Raw genomic sequence first — 13752 nt, 5'->3', positions numbered from 1 at the left:
GCTCAGGCGGGCAGCACGACGCTGCCCAGCCAATAGGAGAAGATCTGCTGCAGCACCAGCAGGTGTGCGGCGTGCTCCACCGGCTTCACGTGGTAGGCATTGGCGCCTTGCTGGTAGCAGAACTGCAGGTCGCGCGGATTGGCCGATGCGCTCAGCACCACCAGCGGCAGCGCCGCCAGGCTGGGCTCGCCGCGGATCTCGCGCAGCGCCTCGCGCCCGTCGTCGCCGGGCGTGTTCAGGTCCATCAGCACCAGCGCCGGCAGGGCATCGCGCCGGCGCGATGCTCCGCGCAGCAGGCGCAGGCATTCATCGCCGGACAGGGCCCGTACGATCGGACGGGACACGCCGCCTCGGCGGGCGGCGTCCCGCACGGTCTCGAAGTCCTCGTCCGAGTCCTCGACCACCAGGATGTGCTTCGTGCGCATGGCTACGCACCCGCCGTCAGGCCCGGCAAGGTGAAGTAGAAGGTGGTGCCCACGCCCAGGGCCGAGTCGAGCCAGACGCGCCCGCCGTGGCGCTGCACCAGCTTCTGCACGATGGTCAGGCCGGCGCCGACGCCGCCGCCGTAGTCGTCGCGCCCGTGCATGCGCTTGAACATGCGGAACACCTGCTCGTGGTGCCGACGGTCGATGCCGATGCCGTCGTCCCGGACGTAGAACACGGTCTGCCCGGCGCTCTCGGCCGGGGCGCTGGGGCGCTCGCCGGGTTCTAGCGCCGCGAGGTAGCCCACCTCGATGCGGGTGTCCGCGCGGCGCTTGTACTTGAGCGCGTTGGACACCAGGTTGCTGAAGATCTCGCGCACGCGCACCGGGTCGCACTGCACGGTCGGCAGCGGGCGCGGGATGCCGATGCTGCAGCGGCTTTCGAGCCGGCGCGCGCCGATCATCTCCAGCGCCTCTTCGAGCACCGCATTGAGGTCGGTGTCCTCGAGCTCCAGTTCCATGCGGCCGACGCGCGAGAAGTGCAGCAGCGAGTCGAGCAGGCTGTCCATGCGCACGGTCAGGCGCATCAGGTTCTCGATGCGGCGGCGGTTGTCGCTGTCGGTCGCCTCGGCGCTTTCCAGCAACTGGTGCGCGTAGCGGTGGATGCCGCGCAGCGGCTCCTTCAGGTCGTGCGAGGCCACGTAGGCGAAGGCGTCGAGTTCTTCGTTGCTGCGCGTCAGGTCGGCGTTCAGGTCGGCCAGCCGTTCGGCGCGGGTGATGACGAGTTCCAGCACCAGCAGGCGCAGGCGCAGCGCGGCGTCGATCTCGACCTCGGTCCACGGCAGCGAGCGGCCGCGCACCGACTCGACGAAGATCTCGAACGAGGCCCGCGGGCTCAGGCGCAGGCCGTGCGGGCCGGGCACCGCCGGTTCGTCATGGGGGTTGCCGGCCCAGCGCACGGTTTGCATCGTCTGCGGCCGGAACCAGATCATCAGGCTGCGCCGCTGTCGCGACAGCGCCACCGCGAGCGCCCCGCTGGCCATCTCTTCCAGGCCGGCGGCGGCCGGGCACACCCGTGCCAGCGCATCCGTGGCGAAGACCGGCCGCGTCGCCGATTCGAGTTCGGGCTGCCGGTGCAGCCAGGCGGCCAGCTCGTCGAGCTGCGTCTTGTCGGGCACCCGGCCCACGCACCACCAGCGGTCCAGGTGGTACAGCGCGGCGCCGCCGGCATCGATGGCATCGAGCAACGAGGGCTGGTGCGCGGTCAGGGCCAGCAGGTCGCCCTCTCGTGCCGAGCGGGCCACCAGTTGCTGGTGCACGTGGTCGAGCTTCAGCCGGTAGGCCAGCTGCTCGGCGTGCTCGGCCGACTTCAGCTGCAGCGAGGCCACCTGGGCCAGCAGCTCACAGGCCGCGCGCACCTGGTAGGGGAAGTGGGTGGGCGTGCCGTGGTGGCAGGCGATCAGGCCCCAGAGCTCGCCGTCGCGCAGGATGGGCATCGTCAGCGACGCGGCCACGCCCATGTTGGCCAGGTACTCGGTGTACATCACCGACGCGCCGCGCAGCGCGCAGTGCGTCATGTCGAGCGGGCGGCCGCTGTCGGGGTTGGCCAGGGGCAGCATCTCCACCAGCGGGCCGGCGGCGTCGGGCAGCGGCCGGATCCAGATGCGCGTGAAGATGTCGCGCACCGGCTGCGGGATGTCGGCCGCCGGGTAGTGCAGGCCCAGCCAGGGTGCCAGCGTGTCGTGCCGGCTTTCGGCGATGACCTCGCCATGCAGGTCGGCGTGGAAGCGGTAGACCATGACGCGGTCCAGGCCGGTGAGGGCGCGCACCTCCTCGGTCACGTGCTGGCAGAAGCCACGCACGCTGGCGGCGGCCTGCAGGCGGCCGACGGCCGCCTTCACCACCATGAAGAAGTCGCCGTCGGCGTGCCGGACGGCGCGTCCGGTGGCCTCGAACTCGAGCACCACGCCGCCGCCGCTGGTGTGCACGCACACGTCGAGCGGCACCGCGCCGGCACGCGCCGGCAGCGTGAACGCATAGCACGCGCCGCGGTCCAGGGGCTCGCGCTCCAGCATCTCGTGCAGGCGCGCTTCGCCCGCGGCACCGACCACGTGGCCCACCGGCTGCCCCAGCAGCGACGCCGCCGCTTCACCCAGGTGCTGCGCGCTGTTCTCGCTGGCCTGCAGGATGCTGAGGTCGCCCCGGCGCAGCACCAGCAGGGCGCCGTGGGCCTGGATGCAGCCCGGCGTCTGCACCGGTTCGCTGTCGCAGGTGGTCAGCGTCGTGCCGTGGCGCTTGGTGCTGTAGGGGCCGGTGCCCCAGGGCAGGGACGGGTCGGCGGGGCTTGGCAGGTTCATCGTGCGGGGTGGCCTGGGGCCGTGCCGGGTGGCGCCGGGTAGAGCCAGCGGTCGAGTGTCTCGAAGGTCTCGTTGGCGGCAGCCACGATCTCGTCGCCGCCGCCCGACGCCAGGGCAAAGGCGCTCAGCTGCGCGCCGAAGGCCTTCCAGCGCGAACCGGTGTGTTCGCCGTAGCCGCTGAAGAAGGCGCCGCCGGACTGCGGCGTCAGGCCCAGGCTGGACTGCAGGTGCCGCGTGACGATCTGGCCGCCGAGCGTGGCGCCTTCGATCACATAGAGGCAACCAAACAGCCGTGCGGCGCTGCGCAGGTCGGGCAGCGCATGGCACAGGCGCGTCTGCGCCAGGTCATCCGGGCTGACGCCCAGCGCCGTCAGGTCTTGCGACAACTGCGGCGTCTTGTGCCGGTCGCCGTAGGCCAGCCCCACCCCGGGCCATGCGTGCGAGCGCAGCAGGCGCCGTTCGAGCGGGGCGTAGTAGCCGAAGAAGCGGCGCAGGCAGGCGAGGTAGCTGGCGTGCGACAGCCGCGGATCGAGCAGCACCGATCGCGACTCGAGGGCGGCATGGCGTGCGGCGGTGGCTTGCTTCAGGCGGGACAGGATGCCCGGTGCGGGCGCTGCCGCAGCGCGGTCGGGCTCCAGTGCAGGTGTCGTCGGGCGGCGGGGTTGGGCGTCGACGGGCATGGGCAGGGCAAGATCGCATGCCGCCCCTGCCGCGTCTGTGCGACATCGAACATAGCCGCCCGCGCGCGGGCGGCGCCTCGGCCCGCGGCCACGGTGGCGCCTTATCGCTGCGCCACCCGGTCGCCGACGGGGTGTGCCTCGTCGCCTGGCCCTGGCTTCCTGCCCCGCGCGCGGAACGCCAGCGCCGTGGCGAACGCCGCATCGGCAAAGGCCAGCGCCGCCGCGAAGTCGGCGTCCGACAGCGCGCGCGCGGCGTCGTGGCGGCGGTAGATGTTGGCGAACTCGCGCTCGCGCCCGGCCTGCACCAGCAGGTGGCCCACGCCCACGGCGTCCAGCGCCTTCCACATGCCGGGGTTGTAGGCGCGGGTGATCTGCAGCACGAAGCCCACCGGGTCGTTGCGGCCCAGCACGGCGGTCAGCCGCAGGATCAGCTCGAAGGGCAGGCCCACCTTGCCCTTTTCCACCAGGCCCAGGAAGGCGGGGTCGTCCACCTCGAGCGCGCGGCCCAGGTCGTCGAGCGTCAGGCCGGCGGCCTGGCGCAGGTCGCGCAGCAGCGCCGCGCCCTTCTCGACGGCGGCCTTGGGGCCGGGCCGCTGGATCCTGGACTGCGCCAGTGTGAAGGCCATGTCGGTGGCCGTGCCCACGTTGCCCAGCACCGAACTGGCCAGCGACTGGAACTGCCGCGCCAGCGAGGTGACCAGCGACGGGTCGGTGCGTTTGGCGGGGCGCTTGGCGGGGCGTTTGGTGGGGCGTTTGGTGGGGCGATCGGCCGGGCGCTCCGCGGGGGCCTCCGCGGAGCGCTTGCGCGCAGGGCGCGCGGCGCGGGCCTTCGGCTGGGGTCGCGGGGCAGGGCTTGCCATGGGGGTCCTCCGGTCATCGCGCGGTGCGCGGGGGGATTGTCACGCCCTGGCGGGCGCGTGGCGCGTGCGGCCCGCCGGATCGTGGCCACCGCACCTGGCCCAGCGCGCCGCTGATGGTTCGAAGGCGCACAGACGGCAGGCCGCCACGGGCGCCTGATGGCGGGCCGTCCGGGCCCTTGTCCCGCCGACCCACCGTTTGCCGAGGTATGCACCGTTGCGCGCCACCGAATCCCCCATCCTGAACCGCATCGAACTGCAGATCGACCTGCACTACGAGATCCAGCCGCCCGGCGCCGAGTTCGTGTTCAACATCCACGCCGCCGAGACACCGAACCAGCGCGTGTCGGCCGAGCGGTTGAGCATCACCCCGGCCATCGCGCCGGTGATGCACACCGACCTGGCCACCGGCACCCGCGGCATGCGCCTGCGCGCCGACGCGGGCACCTTGCAGGTGTCGTACGCGGCCACGGTGGACCTGCTGCACCACCGGGCCGACCCGGCGCTGCTCGACGAGGTGCCGGCCAGCCGCTTGCCGCCCGAGGCGCTGAGCTACCTGTACCCCAGCCGCTACTGCCAGTCCGACCGGTTGCTGACGATGGCGGGCAAGGCCTTCGGCCGCCTGGCGCCGGGCTACGGCCGGGTGCTGGCCATCCGAGACTGGGTGCACGGGCACGTCACCTTCAAGTCGCATTCGTCGGACGCCCACACCTCGGCCATCGACACGCTGATCGAGGAGGTCGGCGTGTGCCGCGACTTTGCCCACCTGATGATCGCGCTGTGCCGCGCGGTGGGCATCCCGGCGCGCTATGCCACGGGCACCGACTACGGCGCCGACCCGGCGCTGGGCCCGCCCGATTTCCAGGCCTATGTCGAAGTCTTCCTGCACGACCGCTGGTACCTGTTCGACCCGTCCGGCACGGCCATCCCGATGGGCTTCGTGCGCCTGGCCACCGGGCGCGATGCCGCCGACGTGGCCTTCGCCAGCATCTTCGGCGACGTGCGCTCGCATGCGGCCACCGTCCGCGCCGTGGCGGTGGAAGACGCGGCCCAGGGCTGGGTGCGGCCGCACCTGTGCGACGACGCGCTGTCCACCGACGGCGGTGTCGCCACCGCCCAGCCGGCGCTGGCCGCCTGAGGCCCGTCGCGCCACCGGCCCGGTGGCGCCGCCGTGGCCCGGGCTACCACTCCAGCGGCGGCAGTTCGTGGAACACCTGGCGGGTGCCGGCGATCCACTGCTGCTTGAGCAGTTCGAAGTAGGCGTCGCCCTTGTCGAAGCGCCGCTTCATCGTCACCGCGAAGCTGTCCCGCGCATAGCACAGCAGGTCGATCGGCATGCCGACCGACAGGTTGCTGATCATCGTCGTGTCGAAGGACACCAGCACGCACTTGGTGGCGTCTTCCATCGACGCGGTGGGCGTCACCGCCAGGTCGAGGATCGGCTTGCCGTACTTGGCCTCGCCGGTCTGCAGGAAGCTGGTGTCGGTGCCGGCCTCGATGAAGTTGCCCTCGGCATAGAGGCGAAACAGCCGCATCTCCTCGCCGGCGATCTGGCCACCGAGGATGAACGAGGCATTGAAGCTCAGGCCGCTCTCTTCGAGGTAGGGCCCGTCGCGACGCTCGATGTCGCGCATCGCGTCGCCCAACAGGTTGGCCACGTCGAACATCGACGTCACCGAGCAGAGGTGCGGCGGCCCGGCCGCGATGCGCTTGCGCAGCAGGCTGATCACCGCCTGCGTGGCGGCCAGGCCGCCCGAGCTCAGCAGCACCAGCACGCGGTCGCCGGCCCGCTCGAACACCGTCATCTTGCAGAACCGGGCGTAGTTGTCCACGCCCGCATGGGTGCGCGAATCGCTGGCCAGGATCAGGCCTTCCTCAAGCTTGACGCCGACGCAGTAGGTCACGGCGCCGCCACGTCGCACCACACGCGGAAGCCGTCGAGCGTGTTCGGCCCGAAGGTGCTGGACAGCGGCACGTCGCAGGCGTCGCGGCCCTGCGCGATGAGCACGCGGCCGATGCGCGGCGTGTTGTTGCGCGGGTCGAAGGTGTACCAGCGGTCGCCCAGCCAGGCCTCGAACCAGCCGGCGAAATCCATCGGGCCGTAGGGCGGCTCGGTGCCGACGTTGCCCAGGTAGCCGGTGCAGTAGCGCGCCGGGATGTTCATGCAGCGGCAGAAGGCGATCGCCAGGTGGGCATAGTCGCGGCACACGCCGCAGCCCTCGCGGTAGGCCTCCAGCGCGGTGCGGGTGGAGCGGGCGTGGTGGTAGCCGAACTCGATGTGCCGGTGCACGAAATCGCAGATGGCCTGCACACGCGCCCAGCCGGTGGGCCCGTTGCCGAACAGCTGCCAGGCGGTCTCCGACAGGTGGTCGGTCTCGCAGTAGCGGCTGCCCATCAGGTAGACCAGGGTCGACTCGGGCAGCTGCTCCACCGGGGTCTGCACGGCCCAGGGCGCCACCACGTCGGGCAGTCCGCTGTCGTAGACCAGCGCGTCGTTGCCCAGCACCATCCGGCCCGGCGGGGCGACGAGGCGGGTGCACCAGTTGCCGAACAGGTCGCGGTAGGCCGTGACGGGCACCGCCGGGGTGGTCACCAGATGGTCCGGCCGCAGCAGGTCGGACGCACGCGAGTAGTGCACGCTCAGCGACAGGATCATCGGCGTCGGCTGCTGGCATTGGTAAGTCAATTCGAAACCCACGCGGATCTGCACGGTGCTTCCCTTCCGGTGTCGAGCCAACGGGCCAGTGTCGCCACCTGCCCGGGGCGGCGTCTGTGCGCTGCAGAACACACCGGATCGGCGCTACAGTGCCCTGCACCCGCGCAGCGAACCCGCCGCGCACCCCCCCCTTCGCCGCCATGATCGAACCGCTGCTGCTCACCACCGCCCGCGTGTCGACCTTCTTCGGCGCGCAGGCGCTCACGGGGGCCACCGGCTTCTTCTTCGAGCGCGGCGACCGCCTGTTCCTGATCACCAACCGCCATGTACTGATCGACCGGCCCAGCGGCCACCTGCCCGACCGCATCGAGATCGAGGTGCACACCGACGCCGACAACCTCACGCGGGCGGCCGTGCTGTCGGTGTGGCTGTACCGCGATGGCCAGGCCATCTGGCGCCAGGGCCGTGACGCTGCGGGCGAGATCGACGTGGCGGCGATCGAACTGGACCGCACGGCGCTGCCGGCCCAGGTGGCGCTGCGCTGCTTCACGCCCGGGCAACTGCAGCATTCACTGAATGAAGTGCAGGTGGGCACGCCGCTGCTGGTGGTGGGCTTCCCGCTGGGCTTCCATGACACGCTGCACCACCTGCCGGTGGTGCGCCAGGCGGTGATCGCGTCGTCCTTCGGCCTGCGCTTCCAGGGCCAGGGCTACTTCCTCACCGACGCGCGCACCCACCGCGGCACCAGCGGCGCCCCGGTGGTGATGCACCACCCCGACGGCGACCCGGCCCTGCCCTGGAAGCTGCTGGGCGTGCACTCGGCGCGCATGGAGATGGGCGGCCGCGACCTGCGGGTGGACGAGTCGCTGGGGCTGAACTGCGCCTGGTACGCGGACATCCTGCTGACGCTGACGGCCGACAACACGGCCGACAACACGGCGGACGTCACGGCCGACCTGCCACCCGCCGCCTGACGCGGCGGCCCGCGCCGCTCAGTCCATCGGCAGACCGACGTAGTTCTCGGCCAGCGCCGTCATCGCGGCGGGCGAGGACACCAGGTAGGCCAGCTCGGCCTGCTGCATCTTGCGCGCGAAGCTGCCGCCGTCGGGGAAGCGGTGCATCAGCGTGGTCATCGACCACGAGAAGCGCTCGGCCTTCCAGATGCGGGCCAGCGCGCGGGCCGAGTAGTGGGCCAGCGCGGTGCCGTTGCCGCGGTAGTGGTCGGCCAGGCCCTGCCACAGATAAGCCACATCGGTGGCGGCCAGGTTCAGGCCCTTGGCGCCGGTGGGCGGCACGATGTGGCCGGCGTCGCCGGCCAGGAACAGGCGGCCGAAGCGCAGCGGCTCGGCGACGAAGCTGCGCAGCGGCGCGATGCTCTTCTCGATCGACGGGCCGGTGACCAGGCCTGCGGCGGTGGCCTCGGGCAGGCGGCGCTTCAGCTCGTTCCAGAAGGCGGCATCGCTCCAGTCCTCGGCGTTGTCGTCCAGGCTGCACTGCACGTAGTAGCGGCTGCGGGTGCGGCTGCGCTGGCTGCACAGCGCGAAGCCGCGCTCGTGGTTGACGTAGATCAGTTCGTGGTTCACCGGCGGCACATCGGCCAGCACGCCCAGCCAGCCGAAGGGGTAGACCTTCTCGTGCAGCGCGATGGCCTCGGCCGGCACGCTGGCGCGGCACACGCCGTGGAAGCCGTCGCAGCCGGCGATGAACTCGCACTGCAGCTCGTGCGCGGCGCCGTCCTTGGTGTAGCGCACCACCGGGCGATCGCCGTCGAAGCCGTGCACGCTGACGTTCTCGGCCTCGTAGACCGTGGGCAGGGCGGCCTCGGCGCGGGCCGCCATCAGGTCGCGGGTGACCTCGGTCTGGCCGTAGACCATCACCCGCTTGCCGGTCAGGCCCAGCAGGTCGATGCGGTGGCGCTGGCCGTCGAAGCACAGCTCCACGCCATCGTGCGGCAGGCCCTCGGCGTGCATGCGCGCGCCGACGCCGGCTTCGTCGAGCAGGTCCACCGTCACCTGCTCGAGCACGCCGGCGCGGATGCGGCCCAGCACGTAGTCGGCGCTGCGCTGCTCGAGCACCACGTTGGCGACGCCGGCCCGCGACAGCAACTGACCGAGCAGCAGGCCCGAGGGGCCGGCGCCGATGATGGCAACCTGGGTCTTCATGGCGATGTCTCCGGCGGTGGGTCGTGGGCGCCCCGAGGACGCCGCCCGGCGGCGCCCGTCCCCCCGCGGGGATCCAGGAGCGTGGCAAAGCCACGGGTCGTGGTGAGGGTGCCGTGTGCCCGTCGATTCGACCACAGCGGCGTCGCCACGGTGCCCCCCGATTGCGCGGGAGGGTCACCCCGGGTCAGCGCCGCCCGTCAGCGCCGCCCCGGCAGCAGGCGCTGCACCAGCGGGTGCTGCACCTTCTTCTCGGTGCCGATGGCGAAGAAATGCTCGTCGACGCCGTCGCAGGTGCCGACGCGCTGCAGCTCGTAGCGGGCCAGCAGCTTGTCCTCGATCATCTCGGGCGCCGGGAACACGCCCATGCCGCCGGCGGCGAAGGTGACGAGCAGCGCGCTGTCCTCGAATTCGCCGACCACCCGCGGGTGGATGGCGTGGCGCTCGAACCACTGGTCCAGCCGCGGCCGCACCGCGGCGTGGGTGGTGGGCAGCAGCACCGGCACGCTGGCCAGCGACTGCGGAAAGCCCCGCGTCGCCTCGTCGCGCAGCGCGGGCGGCGCATACCAGGCCAGCGCCGACTGGCCCACCGGGTGGCTGTAGACCTTCAGGTTGGGGTTGGGCGGCGCCGGCCGGTCGGCAAGCACCACGTCCAGGCGGTGCAGCGCCAGCTCGCCCAGCAGGTCGTCGAACTCGTCCTCGTGGCACAGCAGGCGCAGGTGGGGCTCGGCCATCACCGGCTCCAGCAGCAGGCGCACGGCCAGCTTGGGCAGGCCGTCGGAGATGCCCACGGCCAGGCGCATGCGCGGCCCGCTGGCGGCGTCGCGCACCACGCCGGGCAGTTGCTCGCCCAGCGCGAAGATCTGGTCGGCCTGGCGCATCGCGGCCTGGCCGGCCTCGGTGAGCACCAGGCGGCGGCCGGCGTGCTCGAGCAGCGTGTGGCCCAGCGCGCGCTCCAGGTCGCGCACCTGGGTGCTGACGGTCTGCACCGCCATGCCCAGCCGCTCGGCCGCACGGGCGATGCCGCCTTCCTTGGCGACGACCCAGAAGTAGTACAGGTGGCGGTAGCTGAAGAGCAGGCTCATTGCAGGTTTCACGGAAGTGAAGCTTCCTGATTCTCTGCTTTTGCAGAAGCCCCGTCGGCCCTATCTTTCAGTCTCCCTTCCACCCCATGGAGTAGCCCGATGCAAGTGCTGTTCGAAACCCGTGACCCGCAGGCAGCCCCGCTGCGCGACCTGGCCGTGCAACGCCTGCGCTTCGCCATGCGCCGCCTGGCCTGGCTGGTGCCACGCGCCCGGGTGCAGTTGTCCGACGTGAACGGCCCGCGCGGCGGCGTCGACAAGCGTTGCCAGGTCGAGTTGAAGACCGACACCGCGGGCACCGTGGTCATCACCTCGGTGGCGCGCGACTGGCGCACGGCGCTCGACAACGCGGTGGCCCGTGCCGGCCGCGTGCTGCTGCGCGTGACGCAGCGCGGCCGCACCCAGCCTCGCCGCCGCGCCGCGCCGCAGGCCCGGCTTCTTTCTCAAGACCTTTGACTTCGAGGAACCCCACACGACCATGGAACCCCTTTCACACACCCTTCGACGCGACCCTGCCTCTTCCACCGCGCTGGTCGCCGTCCCGACCGCGGGCTCGGCCCCGCTGGCCAACGACGCGCAGCGCGTGCTGCGCAACACCTACGCGCTGCTGTCGATGACGCTGCTGTTCAGCGCCGGCGTGGCCGCCACCGCGGTGGGCCTGGCGCTGCCCGCGCCGGGGCTGCTGCTCACGCTGGGCGGCATGTTCGGCCTGCTGTTCCTGGTGCACAAGGTGAAGGACAGCGGCTGGGCCCTGCCGGCGGTGTTCGCCTTCACCGGCTTCATGGGCTACACGCTGGGCCCCATGCTGACGAAGACGCTGTCGCTGCCCGGCGGCGCGCAGGTGGTGACGATGGCCCTGGGGGCCACCGGCGCGGTGTTCCTGGCGCTGTCGGCCTGGGTGCTGACCACGCGGCGCGATTTCAGCGCGATGGGCGGTTTCCTGTTCGCCGGCATGGTGGTGGCGCTGCTGGCCGGTCTGGCGGCGGTGTTCCTGCAGATGCCGGCGCTGGGCCTGGCGGTGTCCGCGATGGTGGCGCTGCTGTCGGCAGGCCTGATCCTGTTCGAAACCAGCCGCATCGTGAACGGCGGCGAAACCAACTACGTGATGGCCACGGTCGGCCTGTACATCTCGATCTTCAACCTGTTCAGCAGCCTGCTGGCCCTTTTCGGCTTCGGCGGCTCGGAGGAATGACACCATGAGAAGCTATCCCCGCAACAGCCCGCAGGCTGCGGCCCGCATCGTCTCGCTGGCCGTGCTGTGCGACGGCCACATGAGCAAGGCCGAACTCGACCTGCTCGACCGCCTGAACGTGCACGAGCAGCTGGGCCTGGACCGGTCCGAGATGCACCGCATCACCCACACCTTCTGCGAGGACCTGCTGTCCACGGCCGCGCACGGCGGCGCGCATGCCTGCGAGGTGGATCCGTACACCATGGCCGAACTGCTGTCCGAGGTGGACGACCCCGCACTGCGCCGCAAGGTGCTGTCGCTGTGCGTGGCCGTTGTCGAGGCCGACGAGCACCTGGCCGATGGCGAATCGGCGCTGCTGGTGGCGGCGGTCGAGTACTGGGGAATGCAGCGCGAGATGCTCGAAGAGCGTTTGTCCGAAGTGTCCTGAGCGAGCCTGCCCGCCCGGCCGAGCATTCAGCCGGGCGCGCGGCCCCGCAACAGGGCCTCGCTGGCCGCATCTGCGGGGTAGAACAGCTCCACGCTCAGCTCCTGCAGGGTCACGTCGCGCGGCGTGCCGAAGGTGGTGAGCGTGGTGAACATCGAGACGCGGCCCTGTGGCAGGTCCAGCACGCAGGGCACCAGCAGCGTCGGTGATTCGGCCGGCGGTCTCGCCGGTGCTCTGGCCAGCGCCTGCACCGTCGGGTAGGCCAGCACCTCGTCCTGCAGCGCCTGCAGCTGCGGGTCGCCACTTTGCGCCACCTGCCGCGCCAGCATCTCCAGCATGGTGCCGGCCCAGTCGGCAAAGTTGGCGGTGCGCGAGGCCATGCCCTCGGGGTGCAGGCTGACGCGCATCACGTTGATCACCGGCCTGCACAGGTGCGGCGGCAACACCGCCACCAGCGCCTGCGCTGCGCGGTTGCCGAGCACCAGGTTCCAGTGCCGGTCGACCACCAGGCCGGGGTAGGGGTCGTGCGCGTCCAGCAGGCGCTGCAGCGCGGCGCGCACCTGCACCAGCGCCGCATCGCCCAGGCCGGCCTCGCCATAACGCGGCGCGTGGCCGGCCGCCAGCAGCCACCGGTTGCGCTCGCGCAGCGGCACGTCCAGCCGCTCGGCCAGCGCCAGCAGCACCGCCGGGCTGGGCCGCGCGCGCCCGGTCTCGATGCAGCTGAGGTGGCGCGGCGACACACCCGCATCCAGCGCCAGGTGCATCTGGCTCACCCGCCGGCGGGTGCGCCAGTCGCGCAGCAGCGGCCCGACGCCGGCAGGCGTGCGTGTCGTGGAGGGGCGTGCCGTGGAAGGGCGTGCCGGGGCTGAGGCGGCGGACACGCCACCGGACCGGGTGGCGGCTGGGGCCGAGGACGACGAAGGGCGGCGCATGGGCGGGCGTGGCCGGGGCTGGCCGGGGCGATGAAGCCCCGATTCTTGGGCCGATCGCGCGGCAGGTCCATGACCTCCCAGGTCATCGATTTCCGCACGCAGGCTGGCCACACTGAGGCATCCCCACGCTACCCAGGAGCCCTGACATGCGCATCGTCCACCCTTCTCGCCTGCTGACCTTCGCCTTGGTCATCGACGCCATCGGCAGCGCCGCCTCGGCGCTGCTGCAGTTGGGCCTGCCCGACACGCTGGCGCGGCAACTGCACCTGCCCGCCCCTTGGGTGCTGGGCACCGGCGCCTTCATGCTGGCCTATGCGGCCACGCTGGCCTGGCTGGCGCGGCGCGAGCGTCTGGCGGCGGCCATCGTCGTGGTCATCGCGACCGGCAACCTGGCCTGGGCGCTGGCCTGCGCCGCGGTGGCCGCCTCGGCCGTGCCAGGGATCGACCCCAGCGGGCAGGGCGTGGCCTACCTCGCCCTGCAAGGTGTCGCCGTCACGGCCTTCGCGGTCTTGCAGGCGCTGGGCCTGCGCCGATCGGATGCTGCCGCGCCGCCCGCCGTGGCCCGCACGGTGCGCGTGGCCTGAGTCGGCCACTTCTCATACACACACCACCCTGGAGACCACCATGCCCACCCTCGACCTGCTGCCCCTGGCCGTCGCCCTGCTGATCGGCATCCCCGCCTTCGGTTCGTGCATCGGCATCGGCCTGGCGACCATGAAGTTCCTCGAAGGCGCGGCGCGTCAGCCCGAGCTGATCCCCACGATGCAGACCAAGTTCTTCCTCGGCGTTGGCGTCATCGACGGCGCCTTCATCATCGCCACCGGCATCGGCCTGTGGTTCGCCACCGCCAACCCGTTCAAGGGGTGACGCACTGGACATGCCAAGGAGGGACGACCCTTGTCGGGTCGGAACTCATTGCAGCCGGTCGTTACGTCCGACGATCTGCGCGGCGCGGCGCGGCGCGGTGCGGTGCGGTGCGGTGCGGTGCGGT

General features: G+C 71.8%; 16 protein-coding genes. 7 read left to right on the top strand and 9 right to left on the bottom strand.

Annotated features, from left to right (window positions below):
- Nucleotides 1-2 precede the first annotated feature (2 nt).
- From EOINJALH_RS06575 to EOINJALH_RS06560, 4 genes are all read right to left on the bottom strand, one after another.
- Nucleotides 3-425, bottom strand: a complete 423-nt coding sequence (locus EOINJALH_RS06575; protein WP_088279533.1) for a response regulator — start codon at nucleotides 423-425, stop codon at nucleotides 3-5.
- A 2-nt stretch (nucleotides 426-427) separates the two neighbouring features.
- Nucleotides 428-2779 (bottom strand): ATP-binding protein, encoded by a 2352-nt coding sequence (locus EOINJALH_RS06570; RefSeq protein ID WP_088279532.1) that lies wholly within the window; start codon nucleotides 2777-2779, stop codon nucleotides 428-430.
- Complete coding sequence (locus EOINJALH_RS06565; protein WP_088279530.1) at nucleotides 2776-3459, bottom strand: biliverdin-producing heme oxygenase; 684 nt, start codon at nucleotides 3457-3459, stop codon at nucleotides 2776-2778. Before EOINJALH_RS06565 ends, EOINJALH_RS06570 begins: the two co-directional genes overlap by 4 nt.
- A 101-nt stretch (nucleotides 3460-3560) precedes the next feature.
- A complete protein-coding gene (locus EOINJALH_RS06560) occupies nucleotides 3561-4319 on the bottom strand; it encodes a helix-turn-helix domain-containing protein (protein ID WP_088279529.1) in 759 nt (252 codons plus the stop codon).
- 238 nt (nucleotides 4320-4557) lie between these two features.
- Between EOINJALH_RS06560 and EOINJALH_RS06555 the strand changes: the two genes are divergently transcribed.
- Nucleotides 4558-5454, top strand: coding sequence for a transglutaminase family protein (locus EOINJALH_RS06555; protein ID WP_088279563.1), 897 nt, complete (start codon nucleotides 4558-4560; stop codon nucleotides 5452-5454).
- 43 nt (nucleotides 5455-5497) lie between these two features.
- Here the strand turns inward: EOINJALH_RS06555 and EOINJALH_RS06550 are convergent, their stop codons facing one another.
- Both EOINJALH_RS06550 and EOINJALH_RS06545 read right to left on the bottom strand, forming a co-directional pair.
- Nucleotides 5498-6220, bottom strand: coding sequence for a peptidase (locus EOINJALH_RS06550; RefSeq protein ID WP_088279561.1), 723 nt, complete (start codon nucleotides 6218-6220; stop codon nucleotides 5498-5500).
- Entirely contained in the window at nucleotides 6217-7026 is an 810-nt protein-coding gene (locus EOINJALH_RS06545; protein WP_088279527.1) for a transglutaminase family protein, read from the bottom strand. Before EOINJALH_RS06545 ends, EOINJALH_RS06550 begins: the two co-directional genes overlap by 4 nt.
- 146 nt (nucleotides 7027-7172) lie before the next feature.
- On the opposite strand from EOINJALH_RS06545, the gene EOINJALH_RS06540 reads away from it, so the two are divergent.
- Complete coding sequence (locus tag EOINJALH_RS06540; protein ID WP_088279526.1) at nucleotides 7173-7946, top strand: serine protease; 774 nt, start codon at nucleotides 7173-7175, stop codon at nucleotides 7944-7946.
- An 18-nt stretch (nucleotides 7947-7964) separates the two neighbouring features.
- Here the strand turns inward: EOINJALH_RS06540 and pobA are convergent, their stop codons facing one another.
- Both pobA and EOINJALH_RS06530 read right to left on the bottom strand, forming a co-directional pair.
- The gene (gene pobA / locus EOINJALH_RS06535; protein ID WP_088279524.1) at nucleotides 7965-9134 is read right to left on the bottom strand and encodes a 4-hydroxybenzoate 3-monooxygenase; all 1170 of its coding nucleotides are present in this window, start codon (nucleotides 9132-9134) and stop codon (nucleotides 7965-7967) included.
- 197 nt (nucleotides 9135-9331) lie between these two features.
- The gene (locus tag EOINJALH_RS06530) at nucleotides 9332-10216 is read right to left on the bottom strand and encodes a LysR family transcriptional regulator (protein WP_088279523.1); all 885 of its coding nucleotides are present in this window, start codon (nucleotides 10214-10216) and stop codon (nucleotides 9332-9334) included.
- 99 nt (nucleotides 10217-10315) lie between these two features.
- On the opposite strand from EOINJALH_RS06530, the gene EOINJALH_RS06525 reads away from it, so the two are divergent.
- Genes EOINJALH_RS06525 through EOINJALH_RS06515 form a run of 3 tightly spaced genes read left to right on the top strand, consistent with a single transcriptional unit; the run spans nucleotide 10316 to nucleotide 11832 of the window.
- The gene (locus EOINJALH_RS06525) at nucleotides 10316-10669 is read left to right on the top strand and encodes a hypothetical protein (protein ID WP_088279521.1); all 354 of its coding nucleotides are present in this window, start codon (nucleotides 10316-10318) and stop codon (nucleotides 10667-10669) included.
- Nucleotides 10670-10691: 22 nt separating this feature from the next.
- Nucleotides 10692-11405: a Bax inhibitor-1/YccA family protein gene (locus EOINJALH_RS06520; protein ID WP_088279520.1), complete on the top strand. Its 714-nt coding sequence runs from the start codon at nucleotides 10692-10694 to the stop codon at nucleotides 11403-11405.
- 4 nt (nucleotides 11406-11409) lie between these two features.
- Nucleotides 11410-11832, top strand: coding sequence for a TerB family tellurite resistance protein (locus EOINJALH_RS06515; protein ID WP_088279518.1), 423 nt, complete (start codon nucleotides 11410-11412; stop codon nucleotides 11830-11832).
- Nucleotides 11833-11858: 26 nt separating this feature from the next.
- On the opposite strand, the gene EOINJALH_RS06510 is transcribed toward EOINJALH_RS06515, so the two are convergent.
- Entirely contained in the window at nucleotides 11859-12761 is a 903-nt protein-coding gene (locus EOINJALH_RS06510) for a helix-turn-helix transcriptional regulator (protein ID WP_088279517.1), read from the bottom strand.
- Between the two features lie 146 nt (nucleotides 12762-12907).
- On the opposite strand from EOINJALH_RS06510, the gene EOINJALH_RS06505 reads away from it, so the two are divergent.
- Nucleotides 12908-13345: a hypothetical protein gene (locus EOINJALH_RS06505; RefSeq protein ID WP_088279515.1), complete on the top strand. Its 438-nt coding sequence runs from the start codon at nucleotides 12908-12910 to the stop codon at nucleotides 13343-13345.
- Nucleotides 13346-13385: 40 nt separating this feature from the next.
- Nucleotides 13386-13628, top strand: coding sequence for a F0F1 ATP synthase subunit C (gene atpE, locus EOINJALH_RS06500; protein WP_088279514.1), 243 nt, complete (start codon nucleotides 13386-13388; stop codon nucleotides 13626-13628).
- Nucleotides 13629-13752: the final 124 nt, after the last annotated feature.

Origin of the sequence: Ideonella sp. A 288 (assembly GCF_002198735.1) — a bacterium.
GTDB lineage: Bacteria > Pseudomonadota > Gammaproteobacteria > Burkholderiales > Burkholderiaceae_C > Pseudaquabacterium.
This window is presented reverse-complemented; position numbering and strand designations above follow the sequence as displayed.